This is a genomic window from Chryseobacterium sp. JAH (assembly GCF_001507335.1).
Lineage (GTDB): Bacteria > Bacteroidota > Bacteroidia > Flavobacteriales > Weeksellaceae > Chryseobacterium.
Genome location: NZ_LMAH01000001.1, coordinates 132,612 through 158,760, shown reverse-complemented (window position 1 = coordinate 158,760; position 26,149 = coordinate 132,612). Strand labels below are relative to the sequence as shown.

The 26,149-nt window shown below is 34.3% G+C and carries 27 protein-coding genes; 16 read left to right on the top strand and 11 right to left on the bottom strand.

Annotated features, from left to right (window positions below; genetic code table 11):
• Nucleotides 1-24: 24 nt before the first annotated feature.
• On the top strand, nucleotides 25-678 hold the full coding sequence (fsa, locus tag AR685_RS00740) for a fructose-6-phosphate aldolase (protein WP_047443954.1): 654 nt from the start codon (nucleotides 25-27) through the stop codon (nucleotides 676-678).
• A 52-nt stretch (nucleotides 679-730) separates the two neighbouring features.
• Here fsa and AR685_RS00735 read toward each other — a convergent pair whose 3' ends face one another.
• From AR685_RS00735 to pdhA, 5 genes are all read right to left on the bottom strand, one after another.
• The gene (locus AR685_RS00735; protein WP_059123433.1) at nucleotides 731-1,576 is read right to left on the bottom strand and encodes a GLPGLI family protein; all 846 of its coding nucleotides are present in this window, start codon (nucleotides 1,574-1,576) and stop codon (nucleotides 731-733) included.
• 16 nt (nucleotides 1,577-1,592) lie between these two features.
• The gene (locus AR685_RS00730) at nucleotides 1,593-2,438 is read right to left on the bottom strand and encodes a GLPGLI family protein (RefSeq protein WP_059123432.1); all 846 of its coding nucleotides are present in this window, start codon (nucleotides 2,436-2,438) and stop codon (nucleotides 1,593-1,595) included.
• A gap of 23 nt (nucleotides 2,439-2,461) precedes the next feature.
• The gene (locus AR685_RS00725; RefSeq protein WP_059123431.1) at nucleotides 2,462-3,328 is read right to left on the bottom strand and encodes a GLPGLI family protein; all 867 of its coding nucleotides are present in this window, start codon (nucleotides 3,326-3,328) and stop codon (nucleotides 2,462-2,464) included.
• 146 nt (nucleotides 3,329-3,474) lie between these two features.
• Nucleotides 3,475-5,094, bottom strand: coding sequence for a pyruvate dehydrogenase complex dihydrolipoamide acetyltransferase (locus tag AR685_RS00720; RefSeq protein WP_059123761.1), 1,620 nt, complete (start codon nucleotides 5,092-5,094; stop codon nucleotides 3,475-3,477).
• A gap of 94 nt (nucleotides 5,095-5,188) precedes the next feature.
• Nucleotides 5,189-6,190 carry a pyruvate dehydrogenase (acetyl-transferring) E1 component subunit alpha gene (gene pdhA / locus AR685_RS00715; protein WP_047443950.1) on the bottom strand — a complete coding sequence of 334 codons (1,002 nt, stop codon included), beginning with the start codon at nucleotides 6,188-6,190 and terminating at the stop codon, nucleotides 5,189-5,191.
• Between the two features lie 126 nt (nucleotides 6,191-6,316).
• On the opposite strand from pdhA, the gene AR685_RS00710 reads away from it, so the two are divergent.
• Both AR685_RS00710 and AR685_RS00705 read left to right on the top strand, forming a co-directional pair.
• Nucleotides 6,317-6,964, top strand: a complete 648-nt coding sequence (locus AR685_RS00710) for a phosphatase PAP2 family protein (RefSeq protein WP_059123430.1) — start codon at nucleotides 6,317-6,319, stop codon at nucleotides 6,962-6,964.
• 112 nt (nucleotides 6,965-7,076) lie between these two features.
• Entirely contained in the window at nucleotides 7,077-7,544 is a 468-nt protein-coding gene (locus tag AR685_RS00705; RefSeq protein WP_059123429.1) for a BlaI/MecI/CopY family transcriptional regulator, read from the top strand.
• 114 nt (nucleotides 7,545-7,658) lie between these two features.
• On the opposite strand, the gene AR685_RS00700 is transcribed toward AR685_RS00705, so the two are convergent.
• Nucleotides 7,659-8,036: an RNA recognition motif domain-containing protein gene (locus tag AR685_RS00700; protein ID WP_047443948.1), complete on the bottom strand. Its 378-nt coding sequence runs from the start codon at nucleotides 8,034-8,036 to the stop codon at nucleotides 7,659-7,661.
• Between the two features lie 251 nt (nucleotides 8,037-8,287).
• Here AR685_RS00700 and AR685_RS00695 point away from each other — a divergent pair, with 251 nt between their 5' ends.
• From AR685_RS00695 to AR685_RS00645, 11 genes are all read left to right on the top strand, one after another.
• On the top strand, nucleotides 8,288-8,698 hold the full coding sequence (locus tag AR685_RS00695; protein WP_059123428.1) for a DUF6157 family protein: 411 nt from the start codon (nucleotides 8,288-8,290) through the stop codon (nucleotides 8,696-8,698).
• A 95-nt stretch (nucleotides 8,699-8,793) separates the two neighbouring features.
• On the top strand, nucleotides 8,794-9,189 hold the full coding sequence (locus tag AR685_RS00690; protein WP_047443947.1) for an acyl-CoA thioesterase: 396 nt from the start codon (nucleotides 8,794-8,796) through the stop codon (nucleotides 9,187-9,189).
• Nucleotides 9,186-9,746, top strand: a complete 561-nt coding sequence (locus AR685_RS00685) for a helix-turn-helix domain-containing protein (RefSeq protein ID WP_047443946.1) — start codon at nucleotides 9,186-9,188, stop codon at nucleotides 9,744-9,746. Before AR685_RS00690 ends, AR685_RS00685 begins: the two co-directional genes overlap by 4 nt.
• Before the next feature lie 137 nt (nucleotides 9,747-9,883).
• On the top strand, nucleotides 9,884-12,625 hold the full coding sequence (locus tag AR685_RS00680) for a heavy metal translocating P-type ATPase (protein ID WP_059123427.1): 2,742 nt from the start codon (nucleotides 9,884-9,886) through the stop codon (nucleotides 12,623-12,625).
• Nucleotides 12,626-12,743: 118 nt separating this feature from the next.
• Entirely contained in the window at nucleotides 12,744-13,472 is a 729-nt protein-coding gene (locus AR685_RS00675) for a DUF72 domain-containing protein (protein ID WP_047443944.1), read from the top strand.
• A 117-nt stretch (nucleotides 13,473-13,589) separates the two neighbouring features.
• The gene (locus AR685_RS00670; protein ID WP_059123426.1) at nucleotides 13,590-14,456 is read left to right on the top strand and encodes a polysaccharide deacetylase family protein; all 867 of its coding nucleotides are present in this window, start codon (nucleotides 13,590-13,592) and stop codon (nucleotides 14,454-14,456) included.
• 164 nt (nucleotides 14,457-14,620) lie between these two features.
• Nucleotides 14,621-15,280: a YggS family pyridoxal phosphate-dependent enzyme gene (locus tag AR685_RS00665; protein WP_047443942.1), complete on the top strand. Its 660-nt coding sequence runs from the start codon at nucleotides 14,621-14,623 to the stop codon at nucleotides 15,278-15,280.
• Nucleotides 15,281-15,336: 56 nt separating this feature from the next.
• Nucleotides 15,337-16,521, top strand: coding sequence for a sigma-54-dependent transcriptional regulator (locus AR685_RS00660; protein WP_059123425.1), 1,185 nt, complete (start codon nucleotides 15,337-15,339; stop codon nucleotides 16,519-16,521).
• 69 nt (nucleotides 16,522-16,590) lie between these two features.
• Nucleotides 16,591-17,955, top strand: coding sequence for an MATE family efflux transporter (locus AR685_RS00655; protein WP_059123424.1), 1,365 nt, complete (start codon nucleotides 16,591-16,593; stop codon nucleotides 17,953-17,955).
• A gap of 65 nt (nucleotides 17,956-18,020) precedes the next feature.
• Nucleotides 18,021-18,389, top strand: coding sequence for a GNAT family N-acetyltransferase (locus AR685_RS00650; protein ID WP_317040552.1), 369 nt, complete (start codon nucleotides 18,021-18,023; stop codon nucleotides 18,387-18,389).
• A gap of 146 nt (nucleotides 18,390-18,535) precedes the next feature.
• Nucleotides 18,536-19,054 (top strand): GNAT family N-acetyltransferase, encoded by a 519-nt coding sequence (locus AR685_RS00645; protein ID WP_059123423.1) that lies wholly within the window; start codon nucleotides 18,536-18,538, stop codon nucleotides 19,052-19,054.
• 57 nt (nucleotides 19,055-19,111) lie between these two features.
• On the opposite strand, the gene AR685_RS00640 is transcribed toward AR685_RS00645, so the two are convergent.
• The 3 genes from AR685_RS00640 to era all read right to left on the bottom strand — a co-directional run bounded on the left by AR685_RS00640 (nucleotide 19,112) and on the right by era (nucleotide 23,104).
• Nucleotides 19,112-21,514: an alpha/beta hydrolase family protein gene (locus tag AR685_RS00640; protein WP_059123422.1), complete on the bottom strand. Its 2,403-nt coding sequence runs from the start codon at nucleotides 21,512-21,514 to the stop codon at nucleotides 19,112-19,114.
• A 217-nt stretch (nucleotides 21,515-21,731) separates the two neighbouring features.
• On the bottom strand, nucleotides 21,732-22,160 hold the full coding sequence (locus AR685_RS00635) for a DoxX family protein (protein ID WP_059123421.1): 429 nt from the start codon (nucleotides 22,158-22,160) through the stop codon (nucleotides 21,732-21,734).
• Nucleotides 22,161-22,228: 68 nt separating this feature from the next.
• Nucleotides 22,229-23,104 (bottom strand): GTPase Era, encoded by an 876-nt coding sequence (gene era, locus AR685_RS00630; RefSeq protein WP_047443936.1) that lies wholly within the window; start codon nucleotides 23,102-23,104, stop codon nucleotides 22,229-22,231.
• 246 nt (nucleotides 23,105-23,350) lie between these two features.
• Between era and AR685_RS00625 the strand changes: the two genes are divergently transcribed.
• Both AR685_RS00625 and AR685_RS00620 read left to right on the top strand, forming a co-directional pair.
• Entirely contained in the window at nucleotides 23,351-23,914 is a 564-nt protein-coding gene (locus AR685_RS00625; RefSeq protein WP_047443935.1) for a Crp/Fnr family transcriptional regulator, read from the top strand.
• A gap of 213 nt (nucleotides 23,915-24,127) precedes the next feature.
• A complete protein-coding gene (locus AR685_RS00620; protein WP_059123420.1) occupies nucleotides 24,128-24,454 on the top strand; it encodes a DMT family transporter in 327 nt (108 codons plus the stop codon).
• 74 nt (nucleotides 24,455-24,528) lie between these two features.
• Here AR685_RS00620 and AR685_RS00615 read toward each other — a convergent pair whose 3' ends face one another.
• Nucleotides 24,529-25,296, bottom strand: coding sequence for a class I SAM-dependent methyltransferase (locus AR685_RS00615; RefSeq protein ID WP_047443933.1), 768 nt, complete (start codon nucleotides 25,294-25,296; stop codon nucleotides 24,529-24,531).
• Nucleotides 25,296-26,105 (bottom strand): type I methionyl aminopeptidase, encoded by an 810-nt coding sequence (gene map, locus AR685_RS00610; RefSeq protein ID WP_047443932.1) that lies wholly within the window; start codon nucleotides 26,103-26,105, stop codon nucleotides 25,296-25,298. The genes AR685_RS00615 and map overlap by 1 nt, the downstream gene beginning before the upstream one ends.
• Nucleotides 26,106-26,149: the final 44 nt, after the last annotated feature.

The window sequence follows — 26,149 nt, the reverse complement described above, 5'->3', positions numbered from 1 at the left end:
TCTTTGTAAGAATAAATCTATTATATGAAATTTTTTATTGACACTGCTAATTTAGAGCAAATTAAAGAAGCTAAAGATCTTGGGATTCTAGATGGAGTAACCACAAACCCTTCATTAATGGCAAAAGAAGGAATTCAGGGAGCTGAAGCCATTAAAAATCATTACAAAGCAATATGTGAGATCGTAGACGGAGATATTTCTGCGGAAGTACTTTCTACTACGTATGAAGAGATGATTAAAGAAGGTGATGAGCTGGCAGCAATTCACCCAAATATCGTGGTGAAAATACCAATGATTAAAGACGGTATCAAAGCATTAAAATATTTTTCAGACAAAGGAATCAGAACCAACTGTACTTTGATTTTCTCTGTCGGACAGGCTCTTTTAGCAGCTAAAGCAGGTGCTACTTATGTTTCTCCTTTCTTGGGAAGATTAGATGATATTTCTACTGACGGACTAAACCTAATCGAAGAAATCAGATTGGTTTTTGATAACTATATGTACGAAACTGAAATTTTAGCAGCATCTATCCGTCACTCAATGCACATTATTGACTGTGCAAAGATTGGTGCTGATGTTATTACTTCACCACTTCCTCCAATATTGAGTTTATTGAAGCATCCGTTAACAGACAGCGGATTGGCTCAGTTTATTGCAGATTCTCAGAAACTAGCTTAATCATTTTTAGTTTAAAAATATGAACGCCCGAAACAAAGTTTCGGACGTTTTTTTATTGTAATATATCCAATTCTAAAAGATTATTATCTTTTACATTATTTTCTTTAGCTCTTTTTTCTTGTTCTCTCATCATTTTATTGGTATCAAGTTCTTTTCCGTTTTGATCAGTAAATTTGACGCTTCCACCTCTTGCCATCAATTGTCTCATACCTTTTGTAGGATTATTTCTGTGATCTATCACTTGCTGATTATATTTATCATAATTGAGATTGATCAAAGGGTCGTATCTTTCCCTATCAGTTTCACTGATCCAAATTTCGTCTGCTTTGAGATTTTTTACACCCTTTAAAATAAAAGAATGAGACTTTGCTTTATCTTCAATTTTCACAATCAAACCAGGTAATCCATGAAATTTATACGGACCATCCTGAAAAGGAAGATCTGTTGTAAACCAAGCTGTCCATTTTCTTCCAGCAAAACTAGTGGTTGCTTTTTGAGCACTAAATTCTCCTATTTTTTCTTTTTCAGCAAGAATTTTCCAGTCAATATTTCTTTCATCAGAAACTTTATAATTGTCCATATCTACCGAATTAAAAAATATAATTTTATAATCGGGATATGACTTTTCAACGACAAACTGAACTTTCCCAAACTTTATTCCTGAAAAATCGGGATTGCTTTTTTTGTCTATTTCTTTCATCAGCGAATCTGCAACAGCTTTGTCTCTACTATAAAATTTAGAACCGTTTTTAGAAATATCGAGATACATCAGTTCAGTTTCAGATTTATCTTTTGCTGTAGAATCAGTCACAAATTTATATTCGTAGCTGAATCTTTGATTTTGTGCATATAATAGAATATTTGAAAAAGTGAAAATTATAAGTAATAGGTTTTTCATTAATGTTTTTTTTAAATTATTTTAATAACTCCAGTTCTAATACATTATTGTCTCTGGCATTATTTTCCTTAGCCGCTCTTTCTTTGTCTTTAATTAATTTTTCAATATCTAAGGGTTTTCCGGTTTCATCAATTATATTTATTTTTTGATTGCTTGAAACTATTTGTCTTAAACTTTTAGCCGGATTATTTCTTAAATCAATAAACTGTTTTTTATATTTTATCTCATCGAGTGGAACTGTTGCATTAAAGCTTTTTATTTTATTGTCACTTTCCCACTGATAATCTCCAGCAAGCTTTTTGATTTCTTTTAACACAAAAGAATGTGACTGGGTTTTATCCTCCAATTTTACAATCAATCCGGGAAGACCATGAAACTTATAAGGTCCGTCCTGAATCGGAATATCAGTTGCAAACCACGCTGTCCAAGTTCTTCCGGCAAAATTAACGGAAGCTTTTTGAGTATTAAATTCACCCATTTTCTCTTTATCTGGCAGTATTTTCCAATCTAATTTTCTCCTGTCGGTAACCTTGTATTTATCCATTTCGAACATATTGAAGAACTCAATTTTAAAATCGGGATAGGTTTTTTCAACCACATACAGCACCAATCCATAATCTATTCCTGAAAAATCTTTTTCTCCTTTTTGCACTCTGTCCAGGTGTATCGAGTCTGCCGTGCTTTTTTTCAAACTGTAAAATTTAGAACCTATTTTAGTGGCATCTAAAACCATGAGTTCAGTTTCAGATTTACTTTTTTCGGTAGAATCTTTTACAAATTTGTACTCATAAATAAATCGTTGACTTTGTGCATTAAGATATATGCTTAAAAATGAAAAGGCTGCGATAAATGATACTTTCATTTGACTGATTTATATGAGTTTAATTATTTCAGTAAGTCTAATTCCAAGAGATTATTATTCTTTTTATTGACTTCGATTTGCTTTTTCTCCCTGTCTTTCATCATTTTACTCATATCTACCGGATTTCCAGATGCATCTTTCATCGATATAACCGTGCCTGAAGAAGCCATCTGTCTGGCTCCTTTGTTTGGATCTGCTCGAAAGTCTAAATATGCTTTCTTAAATTTTTTTTGATCTAAAGCAATCAACGAATTATATCTTGTTTTATCTTTAAAGCTTTTGAACTCCGTATCTTCACTCAATTTTTTAATTCCTTTTAACTCATAAGAATGAGATTTTGTCTGGTCCTCAATTTTAACAATCAAACCGGGTAAACCATGAAATTTATATGGTCCATCCTGTATCGGAATTTCGGCAACAAACCAAGCTATCCAGCTGCGACCGGCAAAATTACAAGTAGCTTTTTGTGCCATCAATTCTCCGATTTTTTCTTTGTCGGGGAGAATTTTCCAGTCTTGATTTCTGCTTTCCGTAACCATGTACTCTTCGCCTCCCATCTTTATAAAATAATTAACGAGATAATCGGGATAATTTTTTTCTACCTGATGTCGTACCCTTCCGCCTAGTGCTATTCCTTTCAGATTAATATTCGTACTCCCAGAATTCACCTGTTTTGATATTTCGGCACTCATTGTAGAGTCTGTTTTTGCTACCGCCTGGCTGTAAAACTGTGAACCTTTCGAAAAAACATTAAGAAGCATGATTTCTGTTTCTACTTTATCTTTTTCTGTAGAATCTATCACAAATTTATACTCGTAGGAAAAACGCTGGTTCTGTGCATAAGCTGTGATGCTTAGAAATGAAAGCATTCCGATAATAATTTTCTTCATTTATATTTTTTCACTAAAATAGGATATTATTTTTTATTGGCAAAGATTCTTAAGTTAGAAGTAGAATTAAGAGTTGCACTAAAGAAGAATTTAACACAAAAAAAACCTCTCGAGATGAGAGGTTTTAGTATAATATAAAAAGAAAATTACAGTAACAATGTTAAAGGACTTTCTAAATATGTTTTTAAAGTCTGTAAAAACTGAGCTCCCGTAGCACCGTCTACCACTCTGTGGTCACATGCCAATGAAAGTTTCATAATGTTTCCTACAACGATCTGACCGTTCTTCACGATTGGTTTTTCGATAATTGCCCCTACTGAAAGGATTGCAGCGTTGGGTTGGTTGATGATACTTGTAAAAGTTTCAATTCCGAACATTCCTAAGTTTGAGATAGAGAATGTAGAACCTTCCATTTCGTTTGCTTTAAGCCCTTTAGATTTTGCTCTTCCGGCCATATCTTTCACAGCAGCAGAAATCTGAGTGTAATTCATTTGGTCTGTATTTTTCAGAACCGGAACTACCAATCCATCAGGAATAGCAACTGCTACTCCAACGTTGATATTTCCTCTGTGAATTACTTTATCTCCTGCCCAGCTAGAGTTCACCTGTGGATGTTTTCTTAAAGCAACTGCTGTCGCCTTAATTACCATGTCGTTGAATGAAATTTTTGTATCTGGCAATGAGTTGATTTCTTTTCTTGCTTCAATCGCTTTATCCATGTTGATTTCAACCATCAGATAATAATGAGGAGCAGAGAATTTGCTTTCAGAAAGACGTTTCGCAATGATGTTTCTTACCTGAGAGTTTGGAGTTTCTGTATCTTCTCCCTGTACAAAGCTCAGCGCAACCTGAGCTGCTGCATTACTTTGGTTAGCCGGAGCTGATTCAGTTTTTTGTGCAGGTTGATAGTTTTCAATATCTTTTTTCACAATTCTTCCGTTTTCACCAGAACCTTGAAGGCTGTTGATGTCAACACCTTTATCCTGAGCCATTTTTTTAGCTAAAGGAGAAATTGCTACTCTATCTGATGATGAAGCGTTTGCTGTTTGTGCAACCGATTTCTCTTCTGCTTTCGCTTCAGATTTTTGCTCTGTTGGTTTATCCTCAGACTTTGTTGCAGGTTTTGCAGCTCCAACTCCTGACACATCAGTTCCTTCGGGACCTATGATCGCCAAAACAGTATCAACTGGTGCAGCACCACCTTCTTCAACACCTTGTTTAAGAAGTATTCCATTAAATTCAGATTCAAAATCCTGAACTGCTTTATCTGTTTCAATCTCAGCAAGAAGATCTCCTTCTTTTACTGTATCTCCAACATTTTTGTGCCATTTGGCAACCTTACCTTCTGTCATTGTATCAGAAAGTCTAGGCATAGTGATTACCTCTACACCTGCAGGAACTTCTGCTGAAGTTTGCTCAACGCCTGTAGATTCATTTTCTGTTTTAGATTCTTCCTCAGATTTTTTTTCCTCAGAACCACCTTCAGTTACCGGAGCACTTCCCCCTTTTAGAGAAGAAATATCTTCACCTTCCTGACCAATAATTGCCAAAATAGAATCAACTGCTGCTGCAGCACCTTCTTCAACACCTACAAATAAAAGAGTTCCTTCAATTTCAGATTCGAAATCCTGAACCGCTTTATCCGTTTCAATTTCAGCTAAAATATCTCCTTCCTTTATTTTATCTCCTACTTTTTTATGCCATTTTGCCACTTTTCCTTCCGTCATAGTGTCGGAAAGACGTGGCATTGTAATAACTTCTGCCATATTTTTTTTAATTTGAAAATTTGGGAATTTGAAAATTAAAAAAGGATGTGTTAACGACCTCATTTTCAAATTTTCAAATTGACTTAATTATCGTTTAGTTTTCTAATTTGTCTAAGAATGGATAATCTTCCTGAGCATACACATACTCGTAGATTTTTTCAGCAGTCGGATACGGAGAATTTTCCATAAACTCGATGCACTCTTCTACAAAGTCTCTTGATTTATTATCTGTAGCTTCCAATTCTTCTTCAGTTGCCCAGTTGTTTTCTAAGATTCTCGCTTTGATTAATTCAATTGGATCATCTTTTTTCGCAATAGCAACTTCATCCTTAGATCTGTAAGGCTCAGCATCAGACATTGAGTGACCTCTGAAACGATAGGTTCTTGCTTCGATGAAAGTAGGTCCGTCTCCTCTTCTAGCTCTTTCTATAGCTTCGTAAGCAGCTTCAGCTACTTTCTCAGGATCCATTGCATCAACAGCTAAACAAGGCATTTCGTAACCCAATCCTAGTTTGTAGATATCTTCGTGGTTTGCAGTTCTTTTTACAGAAGTTCCCATTGCATATTGATTGTTTTCAACTACAAATACTACCGGAAGCTTCCAGTTCATTGCCATGTTGAAAGTTTCATGAAGAGAACCTTGTCTTGCAGCACCGTCTCCAAAGAAACAGATGTTTACTGCTTTTCTGTCGAAATATTTATCTGCGAAAGCAATTCCTGCTCCCAAAGGAATCTGTCCTCCTACAATACCGTGACCTCCGTAAAATCTGTGTTCTTTACTGAAGATGTGCATAGATCCACCCATACCTCCGGAAGTACCCGTAGCTTTACCGCAAAGTTCTGCCATGATTCTTTTTGGGTCTACTCCCATCGCCATTGGATGAATGTGACATCTGTAGGCAGTGATCATGCTGTCTTTAGTTAAATCCATTGCATGTGTAAAACCTGCAGGAATAGCCTCCTGACCATTGTACAAATGTAAAAAACCTCTGATTTTTTGTTTTAGATAAAGAGAACGGCATTTGTCTTCAAACCTTCTCCACATTGTCATATCTTCATACCACTTCAGGTATACCTCTTTAGAAAATTCTTTCATGTGCTAGCTTCTTGCTTATTTATTATGAAATAGTTGAGCAAAAATATAAAAAAAACTTTGTTTTTATTATATATAGAGCAATTGTTTTTTTAGTTATAATGTTATATTTACATCACAAACTTCAATATGGAAGAAAAAAAGACCTCTTTACTACACATTGTTTCAAGAATTATCTCAGATTTTTTTAATCCTTTAGTTTCTCTGGTTATCTATTTTATGTATTTCAGTATTCAGAATTACACGTTTAAAGAAGCATTTACACACTTTTTACCGATTTTATTGATTACCATCCTGCCGGTAATTATTTGGATCATATGGAATGTAAAGACAGGCAGGTATACCAATATGGATGTCTCTAATCGGGTTCAAAGAAAAACATTATATATTTTCATTGCGGTATGCGTTATTTCCTATTTAACATTTAATTATATTAAAAACGGATTTATAGATTTCGTGATGTTGTTTATTTTAATTCTTCTGTTCGCTTTACAGTTCAGTAATTTATATATTAAAAGTTCGATGCACACGGCATTCAATGTTTTTGTAGCTGCTTTATTCTTTGCTTTTGATATTGAAATTGGTTTTGCATGGCTCGGAATTGCAATTTTAGTTGGTATTACCAGGATTATTTTGAAAAGACATACCGTAAAAGAAGTATTTATGGGAGCAGGCATCGCTATTTTGGTTTCTTTTATCTATCTTTATTGCAACAATAAGTATCAGCGTAATGATATACCAACTGAAGTGATTCCTGTGGAAACTACAATTAAGTAATATAACGCTACTTATTATTTGATAAGGTTTAAATATGAAATCGAAATGACTAGCTCCTAGCTCTTCATTAACGGTTACATGTTAGCATTAACTAAACATTATATATCCAAATATGAAAATAAATCATCTTACATCAGCAGAAGAAAACTTAATGAAGCTTTTTTGGGATTTGAATTCTTTCTATTTAAAAGAGGTGATGGAAAAGCATCCTGAACCAAAACCACATCAAAATACAGTTTCTACATATTTGAAAATCTTGGTTGAGAAGGGTTATTTATCTACAGAAAAAGAAGGTCGAATCTTTAAGTACAGTGTTCTTGTTCCTTTTGATGAGTATAAAAAGTTTATACTTAGAGATCTTACCCATAATTTTTTCAATAATTCAGGCAGTGAAATTTTAGAATTTTTATTTAAAGAAAGTTTAGTTTCTCAGAATGACCTTAAAGAATATTTTGATCTTAAAATTGAAATGAAACCTGAAAAAGCAAAGGCTCCGACATTAGAATTCGCCGAAGAAATATTGAAAACTAAGAAAGATAAAAAAGGAAAGGATAAGAAAAAGAAAAAGAAAAAAGACTGAAATGTCTAAATCGTAGAGCTTAGATATTTGCTACGTAAGCAACTGTGATATTGTCTAAATTCCACTTCATAAATAAAGAGATAAAAAAAGCGGCTTAAAAGCCGCTTCAATTTTTTACCAACGACTTCCGCCGCCTCCGTTACCTCCACGGTTGTTGTTTCCGTAACCACCTCCAGAGTTACCTCCTGAACGGTTGTTACCATAACTTCCACCTCCGCTTCTGTTATTATCAAAACTTCTTCTTGGTTTTTCTTCTCTTGGCTTAGCCTCAGACACATTAAGAATCTTACCGTTAAGTTCTTTTTGGTTAAGAGCTTCGATAGCTTGAGCTCCTTCTTCATCACCCATTTCTACGAAACCGAAACCTCTAGAACGACCAGTTTCTCTGTCTGTAACAATTTTAGCAGATGATACATCGCCAAATTCTGCGAATAAATCGTGCAACTCATATTCTTTAGTTGCGTAATTGATGTTTGAAACAAAAATGTTCATTTTAAAAAAAAATTAAAAAATTAATATAAATTCTGGTATAAAAGAAAAACAACATAATAATGAACATAATATTGATTCCTGATATAAACGCTTGCAAGATACAATTAAATTAAATAAATCAAAGCTTTTTTGTGATTATTTCATCTGTTAAAGAAAATTTAATATGAAAATGTCGTAATTTAGCTTTAATCAAACGTTTATATGAATCGTCTATAATGAATATAATGATAAAATAGATTAAAAAAACAGACATGAAACAGCATACAACCAACTATACCAATACGTTTATTGAAGTTGCTCAAGACTGTCCGGTTTCAACAAGTCAGATTCCCCCAGAAAAGAAACAGAAAACAGCAGCTCTTCTGCAGTACGAATTTCTTGCTAAAAATGCGTATAAATACACATCAGACGATCTCATTTTTAATTGTTATGTAATTAAAAATGACATTTCTGACAGTGAAAAAGAGATTGAGAGACAGAAGTTTTTTTCCAAAGGTCAACCTTGTCTCCGCTGTTCGTCATTAGCAAAAACTTACGGCTTTGGATTTCATCATAACGAAGATGGTAAAGTCGCAATGGTTCCCCTCGAGAGTCCCGAGTATCAAAGCTTTCTAATAAATGATTCCGTCAAGAAAGTAAAAGCGATGCGATTAAAAAAATAATTGACTATATAAATATTATTGTTTTAATGAAAACATGATGAACAGCGCAAAATTTCAGTTTTAAACATTAAATTTGTTCAGCAAATATCAATTAAATGAATTATCATACCAGAAAATGGGTAAAACCTGAAGATTTAAATCCCAACCAATCACTTTTTGGAGGAAGACTTTTACAATGGATCGATGAGGAAGCCGCTTTGTATGCTGTCATTCAGCTTGAAAACAAAAAGGTAGTAACCAAATATATCTCGGAAATCAATTTTGTAAGTTCTGCAAAACAAGGTGATATAATTGAAATTGGTATTGAAGTTTCAGCTTTTGGATCTACGTCACTTACTTTAAAATGTGCAGTTAGAAATAAAATGACGCATCAGACAATTATTACCGTTGACAGAATTGTAATGGTAAATCTTGATGAAGACGGAAATCCTTCACCACACGGAAAAACAAAAGTAGAATTTGTAAAAGACAGACTGAACAGTCAGCAATGAAAATTTTCATAAAAAATATGGTATGTAACCGCTGTATTTCAGCGGTTGCAGGCATTTTTGATCATTCTGAAATTAAGATTAAAAGCATTGGATTAGGAGAAGTTGATGCAGAATCTGAAATTTCAGAAAGTGAGTTAATTCAACTAGAAAATAAGCTGCAGGAAATTGGTTTTGAGATTATAAAAAATCCGTCACAGCAACTTATCGAAAACATAAAAAATCTTGTAATTCTAAAAGTCGGAAGATTAGACACCGACGAAAATTTCGTTTTATCAAATTTTCTCAGCAGTGCACTTCACAAGGATTACAGCACATTATCTAAAGTTTTTTCGCAAAATGAAAGTGTTACTTTAGAACAATATTATATTTTACAAAAAATTGAAAAAGTAAAGGAGCTTCTATTCAATAACGACTTTACCTTAACCGAAATCGCCGGACATATGGGATATAAAAGTGTGCAGCATCTTTCATCACAGTTCAAAAGCATAACGGGAAATACGCCTACAGAGTTTAAAAAACTAAAAGATCAAAATAGGAAACCTCTTGATTTTATTTAAATAACTGTTGTTTACAAATCTTATTAAAACCCTCCAACTCTTCCACTCAATTCCTGCCAAATTCTGTAACTATTATCCTTAAATGTATAACAGTCTTCCGTTTTCATTTTGGAAATTTGTAGAATAAATTTAGGACCATGCAAAAACAATATCATATTCTTGGAATGACCTGTTCAGGTTGCCAAAAGAAAATTTCAGAAAAACTCAACAGTCTTGAAAATATACACGCAGATATTAATCTTAAAAGCAATACAGCGACTATTAATTCTGACAGAGAAATAAACGTAGAGGAATTAAATAAAGTTTTACAAGACGTAGGAAACTATAAACTTGGAGATCCTGATCATCCCGAAGTCGCCATTGTGAAACCTCAAGACAGAGTTTCTCCATCTTCAGTTTACTATTGCCCGATGGAATGCGAAGGTGAAAAGGTTTATTTTAAACAAGGCGAAAGATGTCAGGTTTGCAATATGTATTTAGTTCCAATTGAAGAGAAACTCGCAAAAGATCCAAACTTCAAACCTACCTTTTCTAAAACCAATTTACCTGAAAATTTCAAAAATCACATTGGAGATTATTACTGTCCGATGTTTTGTGAAGGCGATAAAACTTATGATGAGAAAGGTGATTGTCCGATTTGTCACATGCATTTAGAAGAAATTACTGAAGGTCTAGTTAAAAATTCAGTTTCAAATCATCATTTACATTCTCACAACCATCAGCATCAGGAAAAGCCTAAAGTTACGGATGACATGGCGGGGAAGTATTATTGTCCAATGTTTTGTGAAGGAGATAAAACCTATGATTCGAACGTTGGCTGTCCGGTCTGTGGAATGGATTTGGTAAAATATCCTGATAAAAACGGTGATGGCGAAGAAGATGAGACTTTCAATATTTTAAAAAGAAAATTCATCACATCATTACTATTTACAATTCCCGTTTTTATTTTATCGATGGGAGGAATGGTGATTGATTTTCCTTTTTCACATCATAGTCAAGGTTATATTGAATTGATTCTAACCATTCCTGTGCTGTTTTATTCCGGATGGTTTTTGATGAAAAGAGGTTTTGTTTCATTCAAAACCTGGAACTTAAATATGTTCAGTTTAATAGCCTTGGGTGTTTCTGCGGCATTTATTTTCAGCATTGTCTCTTTACTATTTCCAGATATAATTCCGCATGAAATTCGTGGTCATGGCCATGAGATCCCACTGTACTTTGAGGCAGTTTGTGTGATTATTACATTGGTGATTTTAGGTCAGCTCATGGAAGCTGCCGCTCACAAGAAGACAGGAAATGCCATCAAAGAACTGATGAATCTTTCTCCGGATGAAGCCAATTTGCTGATGAACGGCGAGGAAAAAAGAGTTCTACTGTCTGAAATAAAGATTGGTGATTTATTAAGAGTAAAACCCGGAGAAAAAATTCCTGTCGACGGAAAAATTACCGAAGGAAATTCCGTAATTGACGAAAGTATGATTACCGGAGAACCTATTCCTGTTGAGAAAACTTTGGATGACAAAGTAACGTCAGGAACAATCAACGGAAACCAAGTATTCATCATGAAAGCTGAAAAAGTAGGTGATGACACATTGCTTTCAAAGATTATAAAAATGGTGAACGACGCAAGCCGAAGTCGTGCTCCGATTCAAAAACTTACAGATAAGGTCGCAAAAGTTTTTGTTCCGATTGTGATATTGGTTGCGGTTCTTACATTCATTTTATGGCAGTTTTTCGGTCCGGAAGGTAAAAAAAGTCTGTTCGCTTTTGTGAATGCTGTCGCCGTTCTCATCGTGGCTTGTCCGTGTGCTTTAGGTTTGGCAACTCCAATGTCTCTCATGGTTGGAATTGGTAAGGGAGCGAAGAATGGTATTTTAATCAAAAATGCTGAAGCCCTTGAACAAATGGATAAGGTAGATGTTCTAATCACTGATAAAACAGGTACTTTGACTGAAGGGAAGCCTTCAGTTGAACATATTGAAGCTTTAGTTAGTAATCAAAATTCAGTTTTAAAGTTAGCATATTCACTAAATCAAAATTCAGAACATCCACTGTCAAACGCGGTAATTAAAAAAGCTAAAGACGAAAATATTTCAGCTGAAAAAGTAAGTCATTTTGAAAATATTTCTGGGAAAGGGGTGAAAGGAATTATCAATGGAAAAACAGTTTATTTAGGAAATGAAAATCTTCTGACTTCACATCAGATTCAGATTTCTGAAATTTTAAAACAGAAAGCAGTCGAAATCCAGTCAAAAGCGCATACAATTTCTTACGTTGCGCAAGAAATTGAAGTTTTAGGATTTATAAGTTTTACCGATAAAATAAAAGAAAGTTCTAAAAAAGCAGTCGAATTGCTTCTGAATGAAGGAATCAATGTCATCATGATGACCGGTGATAACGAGCACACCGCAAAAGCGGTTGCAGACGCACTGGGAATTAAGCATTTTAAAGCCAATTGTCTTCCTGCGGATAAATTAAATGAAGTCAAAAAACTTCAGGTACAAGGAAAAATTGTAGCCATGACTGGCGATGGAATCAACGACTCTCCTGCCCTAGCGCAAGCCAATATAGGCATTGCCATGGGAACAGGAACTGATGTCGCCATCGAAAGTGCAGAAATTACTTTATTGAAAGGTGATTTAATCGGTGTTGCCAAAGCAAAAATTCTAAGTGAAAAACTCCTTAAAAATATTAAAGAAAATCTCTTTTTCGCCTTTGTTTATAATGTTCTGGGAATTCCAATTGCGGCAGGATTGTTGTATCCTTTTTTCGGAATTTTATTATCTCCAATGATTGCTGCAGCGTCAATGAGCATCAGCTCTCTGTCTGTTATTTTAAATTCATTGAGATTGAATTCTGTTGATTTGAATGTGAAATAAATCTTCGTTGACATTTTCGCTCGCAGATAAAGTGGATTGAGCAAATTGATGTTTGAAAATAATTATCTGAAAGAATCTGTATAAACTGAAAGGTCTGCGAAAGCATATATTTGTTAAAATGAAAAAAGAAAATCTTTACATCGGATGCTCAGGTTTTTACAACAATGATTGGAAGGGAGTTTTGTATCCCGAAAATGCTAAAAGTAAAGATTATTTAAGTTTGTATTCGCAGCATTTCAATGCTGTTGAAATAAATTCTACATTTTACAGAAAACCAACCGCCAAAACGCTTCAAAAATGGTATGATGAAACTCCTGAAGATTTTAAATTTTTCATTAAAATTCCAAAGACCATTTCGCATGAAAAAAGATTGGAAAACTGCAAAGAAGAAATCACTGAATTCTGCACGCATATTCAAAGCAATTTAAAAGAAAAGCTCGCAGGATTTTTATACCAGTTTCCACCTTCATTTAAAAATACTGAGGAAAATGTAAACCGGATTTTAGAAAATGTTGATTCTCAATTTTTAAAAGTTATTGAATTCCGTCATGAATCCTGGTGGAATGATGAAATCTTTAAATTGCTTCAGAGAAATAAAATTATTTTCTCAGGGGTAAGTTTTCCGGGGAACCTTCCTGAAGAGGTCGTAATCAATTCAGACGATGTATTTTACTATCGGCTTCATGGGAAACCTGTTCTTTACAAATCAGAATACTCAGAAAATTATTTGAATGATTTGGCAGAAAAAATTCAAGGTTCATGTTTGAAATCATTTATCTTTTTCAATAATACCTGGGGAATTTCAGCAATCAAAAATGGCATCTATCTTCAAAAAATATTGGGTTAATAATTTTATTAAAATTAAATTAAATTTTAAAATTTTTCACAATTAGTGGTATTAAAATTGCTAAATTTAAAACTTTAAAATTAACATTTTTTTAACAATTAATACCCTTCGATTTTTATGAAAAAAACTTTTGCGGAAAAGTCTTTCAACAGGACTTTTCTAGGGATGGTTGCAGTGTTCGGTGCAACATCAATTTTGTTTACAGGTTGTAATCAGAAAAAAGACAAGAAAGAATCTGAAACGGTGATTTCTAAAGCACCTCCCTTCGCAAAGCAAGTTTTGAAAATTGATGATGATGAAATCATTTCAGATAAAAGAGTCATTTATCTCACATTTGATGACGGTCCAAATCGAGGGACAGAAAACCTTCTTAAAATTCTTCATAAAAGGAATGTTTCTGCCACTGCATTTTTGGTTGGTGAACATGCTAACGGAAGCACACGACAAAAGGAGGACCTGGAATCACTTAGAAAAGACAGATTAATAGAATTGGCTAATCACAGTCACACTCACGCTCATAACAGATACACAGACTTCTACAAAAATCCCGCATTAGTTGTTCATGATTTTGATACTGCAAAAGACAGCTTAAGATTACAGAATAAAATTGCCAGAACTCCGGGAAGAAATATCTGGAGGCTCAACAACATTACAAGTACTGACATCAAAAGTTCAAAAGAGGCTGCAGACAGATTAAAAACTGCTGGTTATAAAGTAATCGGATGGGATCTCGAATGGAAACCCACGAATAAAATGCAGCTCAAAGATAATCATCAGATGATGATCAAAAGAGTAGATAGTATTTTCTTTAATGACCTTGAAAAAACTTCAAGACATCTTGTGTTTCTTACTCATGATCAGTATTTAACTGATGCTGATTCTGTCAATGAATTGGATTTATTTATTGAAAAACTGCAGAAAACCAATCGTTTTGTATTCCGGAAAATTTCGGAATATCCAAAAATTAATGAAGTTTTAAATTAATTTGATCTCCCACGAATTATACAGTTGCTTGTATATATAATTCTTATTCGCATCTGTGTCAATCTGTGAAATCAGCGAGATAATTTTTTGTACAAATTTCCATCCTTAAAAGTAATTCCATTATTTAATAGTTTTTCGTTTCTAAATTTCAGAAATTTGCAAGTATGAATATTCAGGAAAATTACAACAATATAAAAAAACAACTTCCATCTAATGTTGAATTGGTGACGGTTTCAAAAACACATCCCGTTTCTGCGATTCAGGAAGTGTATGATTTGGGGCAAAAAGTTTTTGGTGAAAATAAAGTACAGGAATTGGTTGAGAAGCATCCTCAGCTTCCACAGGATATTCAATGGCATTTGATTGGGCATCTTCAAACCAACAAAGTCAAATACATTGCAGAATTTATTGATACCATTCAAAGTGTTGATTCTGAAAAGCTTTTAAATGAAATTAATAAAGAAGCAAGGAAGCATAGCCGAAAAATCAAAGTTTTACTTCAGGTAAAGATTGCCGAGGAAGACACAAAGTTCGGATTGCAAATAGAAGAAGCCAAAAGTTTATTTCAAAAATTTATTGACGGAGAATTTCCAAACATCGAAATTACGGGATTGATGGGGATGGCAACTTTTACTGAAGATAAAAACCAAGTAAAAAAAGAATTTGAAAAATTGAAGAAATTTTTCGATAATTTAAATACAAACAAACCATTACAAACACTTTCTATGGGAATGAGTGACGACTTCCCTATCGCAATTGAATGTGGCGCTAACTCTGTACGTGTAGGTTCTGCAATTTTTGGAAGAAGAGATTACTCGATATAGACTTTTGGGAACGATTTTTGCTAATACTCAACCAAAAAATACCTAAATTTGCGACTATGCAAAAAATCCTTATTGTAGAAGACGAAAAAGCAATCTCCGGAGTACTTCACAGTATTCTTTCGGATGAATTGGCCGATTATGAATTTGTTATTGCTGAAGATGGCCTTGAAGGCTATAAACAAGTTGAGAAAGAAGACTTTGCTTTAGTAATTTCAGATATTAAAATGCCTAAAATGTCAGGTACCGAGTTTTTGAAGCAAAGCTTGGTTTTGAAGCCTGAATCAACATTTATAATGATTTCAGGTCATGCCGATATCGATTCTGCGGTAGCTTGCTTAAAGGATGGAGCTTACGATTTTATCTCAAAACCAATCGACATCAACCGATTGATTACAAGTGTGAAAAACGCTTTAGTAAAAGAAACTCTAAAGAAAGAAAATAAAAATCTTCAGACCGAGAACAAAACCCTGAAAAGAAAAGTCAACAAGAAATACCAAATGATTGGTGAATCTGCTCCGTTGAAAAAAATTCAGGAAATGATTGAAAAAGTGGCGGTTTCTGATGCGAGAGTTTTAATTACTGGTCCTAATGGTGCCGGAAAAGAATTGGTAGCCCATGCTATTCATAATTTAAGTGAAAGAGCAAGAGGTCCGATGGTGGAAGTAAACTGTGCTGCGATTCCTTCTGAATTGATTGAGTCTGAACTTTTCGGTCACGTAAAAGGTTCTTTTACAGGGGCTATCAAAGACAAACAAGGGAAATTTGAACAGGCTACCGGCGGTACTATTTTCCTGGATGAAATTGGAGACATGAGTTTAATTGCTCAGGCAAAAGTTTTGAGAGCATTGCAGGAAAGCAAAGTTTCTCCTGTAGGAAGCGATAAAGAGATCAAAGTTGATGTGAGGGTACTTGCAGCAACCAATAAAAATATGGCGACGGAAATCGAGGCTGGTAGATTCAGAGAAGATTTATATCACAGATTATCGGTTATCGAAATCTACGTTCCGCCTTTGGATGAGAGAAAAGAAGATATCAAATTGCTGGTAGACCACTTCTCTACGTTGATTTCTGATGAGCACGGTACAGCTTTGAAAAAGTTTGATGAGACTGCTATTGATGCCTTAAAAGCACTATCATGGACAGGAAATATCAGAGAGCTGAGAAACGTTGTGGAAAGATTAATTATCCTTGGAGGAACTACAGTTTCCCAAGAAGATGTTGCAAGTTTTGTGAGAAAATAATTTAATTATTAATTAAAATAAATTATAAAAATTTGCAGTAACTATACTGCAAATTTTTTTTGAACTATTATGAGCTTTTTAAATAAAAATTACACGAAGGAAGCCCTTACACTGGCACTTCCGGTAATGCTTACCCAAGTTGGGCAGGTTTCTGTAAACCTGTTCGATAATATTATTGTAGGTAGATTATTAGGTGCTGATGCTCTGGCGTCTGTTTCTTTGGGAAATGCAGTTTTTTTCTCAATGTTTGTTTTGGCATTGGGATTTTCGTTTGCCATTCCTCCATTGGTGTCTGAGGCGCATTCTCAGAATGATCATAAGACCATCAATTCAGTTTTCAGTCATGGTTTTGTGATTAATATGACCGTAGGGATTATTCTGATGCTGGTCCTGTTTGCAGGATTACCTCTACTCTATCATTCTGGTCAACCGGCGAAAATAATTCCTGATACAGCAGACTTTTTATGGATCATGGCGATTAGTATTGTTCCGTTTATGGCATTTCAGACATTGAGAGAAGTTTCCGAAGGATTATCATATACAATTGGAGTAACTAAAGCAACTATTATTGCGAATGTAATTAATATCGTTTTGAATTATGTCTTTATCAAAGGACTTTGGATTTTCCCTGAAATGGGTGTAAAAGGTTCAGCTCTAGCGAGTTTAATAGCCAGAATATTCATGGTGGTTTTTCTTTATTTTGTTTTAATAAAGGAACCAAAAACTAGATTATATGTCAAGCAGTTTTCTTTAAAAATACAGGTTTTCTCTAAGCAAATGTTTGAAAAAATGGTGAGATTAGGCTTCCCGACGGCTTTACAAATGTTCTTTGAAGTAACTGCTTTTGCGGCAGCGGCATTTATCTGTGGATTAATTTCTTCTCATGACATTGCTTCGCATCAGATTGCATTGAGTATGGCATCATTTACTTTTAATTTATGTATCGGTTTCAGTGTGGCATCTACGGTGATGATTGGGCGTAAACTTGGCGAACAAAATTTTGTAGAATTTAGAAAAATAGGAATCAACAATCTGAAAATTGCCTTCCTTTTTATGTGTCTTTGTGGAATTATCTTCATATTAGGACGAAATATTTTACCTACATTTTTCACAAAACCTGAAGAAGTGGAAGTGATAATGTTGGCATCAAAACTGATGATCATTGCTGCATTATTCCAGCTTTCTGACGGAATTCAGGTAACCGCATTGGGAATGTTGCGAGGTTTGCAGGATGTCAAAATCCCGTCAATCATTACATTTATTGCCTATTGGCTGATTACCATTCCTTTGGGATATTTTCTTTGTGTAACCTTAAGAATGGGAGCTTTCGGAATGTGGATTGCCCTTGGATTGGGATTAACCGTCTCCGCATTTTTGCTGGTAAAACGTTTTCTCAATATGTCTGCCAGGAGACTTCAATCAAATAATTTATAATATGAAAGCGATTTTTGGATCGCTTTTTTTATTGGTTATCTTTACTTTAAGATTCGCACTTAAAAATGAAAACTATACTAGAAACCAATCGTCTTCTGCTACGAGAATTTAATATTGGTGACGCAGAAGGTTTTTATGAATTAAATTTAAATCCAAACGTCATTAAGTATACAGGAAACTCTGCATTCAAAGATATTGATGAAGCAAGAACTTTTTTAAAAGACTATTCAGATTATCAGCAAAATGGATTTGGAAGATGGGCAGTAATACAAAAATCGACACAAGAATTTCTTGGCTGGTCTGGATTAAAATATACTGAAAAGCTGGATGAAACCGATATCGGCTTTCGGCTTTTCGAGCATTTCTGGAATCAAGGTTTTGCTACGGAAAGCGCAAAGGCCTGCATCAAATATGGTTTTGAAAAATTAAATTAAAAACAATCATTGGAAGATCCATAAAAAAATATTGCTTCTATTAAAGTCTTAGAGAAGATCGGGCTTCAATATCAACAAGATTTTAATTTTGAGGGTCAGGAAGGACTGATTTATTCAATTGAAAAGAAAAGTTAATTAGTAAAATCATGCAAGAAATTATATTAAAACAAATTGGAATAGAAAACGTAGATCAGCTTCAAAAAATTGCCAAACAAACTTTTTTCGACACGTTCTCACCAGACAATACGGAAGAAAACATGGCTGAATACATGGCTAAGGGTTTCACCATTGAAAAATTAACAGCAGAAATTAAAAACGAAAACTCGGAATTTTTCTTTGCATTATCAGATGAAGAAGCTGTTGGATACTTGAAAATAAATTTTAGAGATGCTCAAACAGAGCTGCAGGATAACGACTCCCTTGAAATTGAAAGAATATATGTTTTAAAAGATTTTCACGGTAAAAAAGTCGGACAAATTCTTTATAAGAAAGCTTTAGAAATTGCCAAAGATAAAAATTTAGGGTATGTTTGGTTAGGTGTTTGGGAAGAAAATCGCAGAGCAGTTCAGTTTTATAGGAAAAACGGTTTTGTGGAATTTGGTCAACATATTTTCAAATTTGGAAATGAGGATCAGACTGATTTGATGATGAAAAAGGCCCTTTGAATATCACTTAAAAAAATTCCATAAAAAACCTCGCTCAATTGAGCGAGGTTTTATCATTTATTTCTTTAAACATTTCTCCAGAAATTGATCCTGTTCCCAAAGAAGATGAAGTATGTTTTCTTTAGCTACGTAACCGTGAGCTTCTTTCGGAAGAAGAACCATCTTTACAGGTGCACCAAGATTTTTCAAAGCCTGAAAATATCTTTCCGTCTGCAAAGTGAATGTTCCCGGATTATTATCGGCATCACCATGAATCAGCAACATCGGCGTTTTCATTTTATCCGCATTCATAAAAGGTGACATCGTGTTATAGATTTCAGGAACATCCCAGAAATTTCTCTGTTCGCTTTGGAAACCAAACGGCGTCAAAGTTCTGTTATACGCACCACTTCTTGCAATTCCGCAGGCATAATCTTTAGAATGGGTCAAAAGATTGGCTGTCATAAATGCGCCGTAAGAATGTCCACCAACTGCTACTTTTGTTCTATCAATATAACCCAATTGGTCAACGGCATTGATAGCAGCTTTTCCGTTGGCCACCAATTGAGGAATAAACGTATCGTTGGGTTCTGTTTTTCCTTCTCCAATGATTGGGAAAGCAGCATCATCCAAGACCGCATATCCTTTTGCTGTCCAGTATACAAATGAGCCATAGTAAGGGAACGTAAAATCGTTCGGGTTCTGAGTATTTTGCCCTGCTGTATTTTTGTCTTTATATTCTGTAGGATAAGCCCAAATCAACAATGGAAGTTTTTCTTTTTTTGCCTTTCTGTCGTAGTTTGCAGGTAAATAAAGAGTTCCAGTTAAAGTCACGCCATCATTTCTTTTGTACGTAATGACTTCTTTGTACACATCTTTGATGCTTTCAAAAGGATTGGCAAAATTGGTAACCGCTTCGGTCTTATTAGATTTAATATTTTTCTTAAAGTAATTCGGATACTGACTTGCCGACTGCTGAATCGTCAATACTTCTCCTTTCGAGGGATTGATAATATCGATAATCTCTTCTTTGGCACCTTTAAGATTTGAAGTGTAAAGTCTTTTCTTTTTCAAAGATTTCATATCCATCTCATCAATAAAAGGATGCTGTCCGTCTTTGGTAAATCCTGCTCCAATCAGATAAGCTTTGTCATTTTTCATGTCTAAAACATATCTTCCGAAATCATTTTTGGTGGTATTGAAACTTCCTGGATCGCTGTAGACATCCTGATAATTCCGGTCTTCGATAACCTGTGATTTTCCGTCATTTAAATCTACCAAATAAGATTTTGTATTTCTCGTATCATACCAACCTTCAGAAACAATCGCATAATGATTATTCGTCCAGCTTGTACCTTCATACCGCTGTTTTGTCTTAAAGAAAGACTTTGGCTGCGCATTAAACGGAGCTTCCCAGGTGAAAACTTCATCTCTAAAATCAACGGTTTTAGACTGATCTCCCCCATCTAAAGCTTCAGCGAAAACCAAAGTTGCAGGTTGATCAGCTCTCCAGCTCATATCTCTCTTTCCGGTTCTCACCGATGAAAATCCTTTCGGCATGATCTCATTCAACGGAACTTCATTCACCACCTTCACAACATTTCCTTTCGCATCATAAACCGTCGTTGTCATCGGAAACCTACTTAGCGGAACAATATACGAAAATGGCTTTTTAAGTGTAGTGAGCATAAGATAATTTCCATCTGGAGAATAACTAACCCCTCCATACAAATCCTGATCTTTTATCTTTTTTACATTTCCATTTAAATCTACTTGATACAATTCGGAAGCGGTCAGAATTTCAAAATTCTTTTCATCCTGTGGATTTTTAAGCAAATCCTGATATGTTCTGTTCTGAGATACCTTTCCGTCAGCTGTAGAAACAATAGGACCTGTGGGTAAATCTTTAGAAGAATCTGTAAGTTTGGGTCTGTTTTCAGGAAGAACTTTAATAAGAAAGCTTTGTGAATCTTTGATCCAGCTATACGGATTTCCTAAATTGGCATTCAGATTATCTTTTGTGATTTTCTTTGCCGTTGCCGTTTCTAAGTCAACAATCCAAAGTTCAACACCTTTATCGGTCGTATTGGTAAAAGCTAATTTTTTCTCGTCCGGTGAAAAAGAAGTATTGGTAATTTTCGGATTTGTCGGTAAACCTTTCACCTGAACTTCATTTTTATCATTCATCTTTCTTACTTTTAAATTGTAAGAATAAGATGTAGAGCTTGAAATATTCGTTACCGGATTGATTCTTAATCCACCCAATTTCATTTCCTGCTGATTGAGATCATCAAGAGTTTTGTATGTTGGACGATAGGTAAAAACAACCCAGTCTTTTTTTGAATTGGTCATTACACTAGGTGGTCTGTCATAATCTGCCAATTTTAAGATCTCGGCAGAGGGTTTTTGGTAAGAAATATTTTCCTGAGCTTCATAAAAATTAAGAAACGCCAGCAAACAGATGGTTAATTTGATCTTCATTATCTTTTTGATTTTTTACGAATTTAATAAAAACTAATTAACCAAAAAAGCAGCACGAAATCAGATTGAAAATTTAGACATTTTATTTATTTTAAAACGTTTTAGAACAGGCTCATTGTCACATAAGAACCCTGTAACAGAGTACGAGATCAATTCCAATTAAACAAAAAAAAGCGGTAAATAAATTACCGCTCTATATATTTTTCATGTTATGATCTTACCAATCTGAAGCTCTCCTTCTTTTTTCAATCATGCCGTCAATGGAGAATCTTCCTGCTCCTAAAGTCATGACCAGAGCATACACTGATAAATAAAGCAGACTTACCTCTCTCTTTTCAAAAGGATCTGAGCCATGTACTACAAAACCTGCAATAATCATCGTAAACATAAGGAATCCCACTGCAATTCTTGTAAACAATCCTAAAATCAGAAAGATTGAACAGATAAATTCTGCAAAAACAGTTAATCCCAAAGAAATAGTAGGTCCCAATCCCAAGAAATCAAAAAATTTAATATCACCACCTTCTAACAATGTCTGGAGTTTTGGAAAACCGTGAGATAACATCGCAAAACCAATAAATAATCTTACTATCAATAAAACGATGTCAATGTATATTGGATTAGCTTTTAAGTTTGAATAGCTCATTGATTAAAAATTTAGTTTAAAGATAATAAAAATCTTTTAATTCAATGATGAATATTGACTTTTTTAGTCTATCGATATCCGAAATTCTTCAAATCTCTGTCATTCTTTCTCCAATCTTTTTTCACTTTCACAAACAGGTTCAAATGTATTTTTTTTGAGAAAAATTTCTCCAGATCTATTCTTGCTTCCGTTCCTACTTTTTTAATTGCTTCCCCCTTATGACCAATGATAATTCCTTTTTGAGTATCTCTTTCCACATAAATAATCGAGTCGATAAAGATAATACCCTCCTTTTCTTTAAACATTTCGGTCACCACTTCTACAGAATAGGGAATTTCTTTGTCATAATTCAAAAGAATTTTCTCTCTGATCGCTTCGTTTACAAAAAATCGCTCAGGCTTGTCGGTGTACATATCTTTATCATAGTACGCCGGACTTTCCGGTAACATTGATTTCAGTTTTGGTAAAATAACATCAATATTAAACGCGTTCAAGGCCGAAATAGGTAGAATTTCAGCTTTTGGAATTCTCTCGTGCCATTCCGTAGCTATTTTTTCTAGACCTTCCTGATTGGTCTGGTCAATTTTATTTAATAGCAACAACACGGGTACAGGAATTTTATTTAATTTCTCAATTAAAAATGCTGATTGTTCAGATTTATCAGTAACGTCTACTATATAAAGAAAAACGTCTGCATCCTGTAATGAATCTTTTACAAAATCCATCATTTTTTCCTGCAAACCGTATTTAGGATCTAAAACTCCGGGAGTATCAGAAAATACGATCTGTAAGTCTTCTTCATTATAAATTCCAAAAATTCTATGTCTTGTTGTCTGTGCCTTTTGGGTAACGATTGCTAGTTTTTCACCCATCAATTGATTCAGAAGGGTTGATTTTCCAGCGTTTGGCTTTCCAACGATATTTACAAATCCTGCTTTATGCATATAAAAAAATTAAGTCGCTTTTATTACGATTTGCAAAGTTAGTAAAACAAAATCGGTCTTGTGCTCTATATTAAAATTAGATGTTGAAAAAAGTGTATTTTTGAATACTTTAAAAGTTTTGATCTCAAGGTTGAACGAAAGATTTTGTAGGATGAATATTTAATAAAGTTAAATAAAGTTGTTCACTTCAAAACGAAATACAAAGAATTATGTTTCAACAAATAACTTCTGCAATTATTATTTTTTATGAATATTGACGAGATTATTGATCGCATCTACCCTCTTCCGACTATTTCTAAAGACAAACTAAAGCAATACATCACCGAAGTTACGCATCCAAAAGGTCTTGTTTTAATGGAAGCTGATAAGGTTGTTCCTCATATTTACTTTTTGAAAAAAGGAATTGTTCGAGCCTTTACTTCTTCAGAGAATAATGATATCACCTTCTGGTTTGGCTTGGAAGGTGAACCTGTAGTCTCAATGAAAAGTTACGTTGAAGAGAAACCCGGATATGAAAGTATTGAACTTTTGGAAGATTGCGAACTTTACCGTTTGGAAACTTCAACATTAAAAGCTTTATTTAATGAAGATATTCATATTGCCAATTGGGGAAGAAAGTTTGCTGAACGTGAACTGATTAAAACTGAAGAACTGATTATATCTAGACAATACAAAACGGCTTTGGAACGGTATAAAGATTTACTGAGAGACAAACCTTATCTTATACAAAGAGTTCAACTGGGACATATTGCTTCTTATCTGGGAATTACGCAGGTAAGTTTGAGTAGGATTCGTGCAGAAATAAGGTGATTTTTTTCACTCTTGCTAATTATGCAGATACTGCAGATTTATTTTAAAATTGATTTGCTTCATTTGCTAAAACTACGAGATAATATTTTTATTTTAAATTAAATTTTTATTTCAAAATCAAATTTCATAATCTCTAGGATTGATTTGCTTTTTAACAAATGTAAAATTTTAAGCTAAACGAAATCCTCACCTTTGTACTGTAAATTATAAATCATGAATTGGATTATCTTAATTATCGCAGGGCTATTTGAAGTCGGGTTTGCCTCTTGTTTAGGTAAAGTAAAAGAAACATCGGGAAACGAAATGTATTGGTGGTTCGGAGGTTTTCTAGCCTGTCTTACCATCAGTATGCTTTTACTTATCAAAGCTACCGAAACTCTTCCAATAGGAACCGCCTATGCAGTCTGGACGGGAATTGGTGCTGTAGGAACAGTTTTAATGGGAATTTTGGTATTTAAAGATCCGATAAGTTTTTGGAGGATATTTTTTATCTGTACACTGATTGGTTCAGTGATTGGTTTGAAAGCAGTTTCTCATTAGTTTTCAATACCACTTTCATAAGTTTTGAAAGTTTCGATACAAACAAAAACGTCTTCAAAATTGAAGACGTTTTATTATTTTTTATAAACGACAGGTAAAATCTCGTTGTGATTGAGCCCGTATTTTAAAATTTCTGCATCAGAGAATTGTTTTGAGTAAAAATTAGGTTCTGTTTCGAAACCTACTTTTCTTAAGCGGTCAAAATAATCCATTCCGTACCAGCGAACGTGATCATACTGACCGAAATGTTTCTGACGTTCTTTTGGATCTTTAATGGTGAAATCTTCATAAGTTTTTTCCAAAGAATTTTTCATCGGAACCTGAACGATTCCCCAGCCGCCCGGTTTCAGAACACGGTACAATTCGCTCATTGCCTTAGAATCATCTTCAATATGTTCTAAAACATGATTGCAAAAAATCACATCAAAACTGTCATTATCAAAAGGTAAATCTAAAATATCGGCTTTCACATCTACAATCGGCGAGTAAAGATCTGCCGAAATATAATTGAGATTGCTCATTCTTTTAAATTTTCTTAAAAATTCCTGTTCTGGAGCTATGTGTAAAACTTTTGAGTTCTTTATGAAAAAATCAGTTTCATTCTGCAGATACAGCCACATTTGACGGTGTCTTTCCAAACTTAACGTTCCTGGTGATAAAGCATTTTCTCTTTGCTTACCATAACCGTAAGGTAGAAATTTTCGATAAGATCTTCCGTCAATTGGATCAAAAAACTGATCTCCTTTGAAGAACTGGTAGATTAAAGGTCGTGCCCAAACACTCATCTGAATAAGCATCGGACGAGGGATTTTGTTGAGTAAAAACTTAGTCAGCTTTTTCATTAAAATTCCATTTGGAAAGGCTTTTCTTCATCACTTTTGATTCCTAACGCTTCATACACGTATTTGAAAGTAGAAAGTAACACGGGTTTGCCATTAATTACGGCTACGTCATGTTCAAAGTGCGCAGAAGTTTGATTATCAAGAGTGGTAACTGTCCAGCCGTCATTATGAAATTTCACTTTTTCGGTTCCCAAATTGATCATCGGCTCGATTGCAATCGTTAAACCGTCTTTAATGACTTTTCCACTTCCTTGTTTTCCATAGTTCGGAACACTTGGATCTTCGTGCATTTTTCTGCCTAAACCATGACCTACCAACTCTTTCACAACACCATAACCTTCTTTCTCACAATACGACTGAATTGCATGAGAAATATCTCCAATTCTCTTTCCTCTTACACATTGTGCAATTCCTTTGTATAGAGATTCTTTGGTTATTTTAAGTAATTTTTTGATTTCGGGTTTCACTTCACCGATTTCAAAAGTATAAGCGTGATCACCTACAAAACCGTTTAACACCGCTCCACAATCTACTGAGAGTACATCTCCTTCTTTTATTTCTTCTTTGCTTGGAAAACCGTGGACTACTTGTTCGTTAGGCGAAATACATAACGAATATGGAAAACCTCCATATCCTAAAAACGCTGGTTCTGCACCATGATCTTTGATGAAATCATGAGCTAATTTATCTAAATATAAAGTGGTAATTCCCGGTTTGATTTCTTTTGCCAACATTCCTAATGTGCGTGAAACCAACTGAGCACTTTCTCTCATCAGACGAAGCTCGTCTATCGTTTTTAATTGAATCATTTTTTAATAGATATTAAATAATAGATGACAGACATTGGACTAAC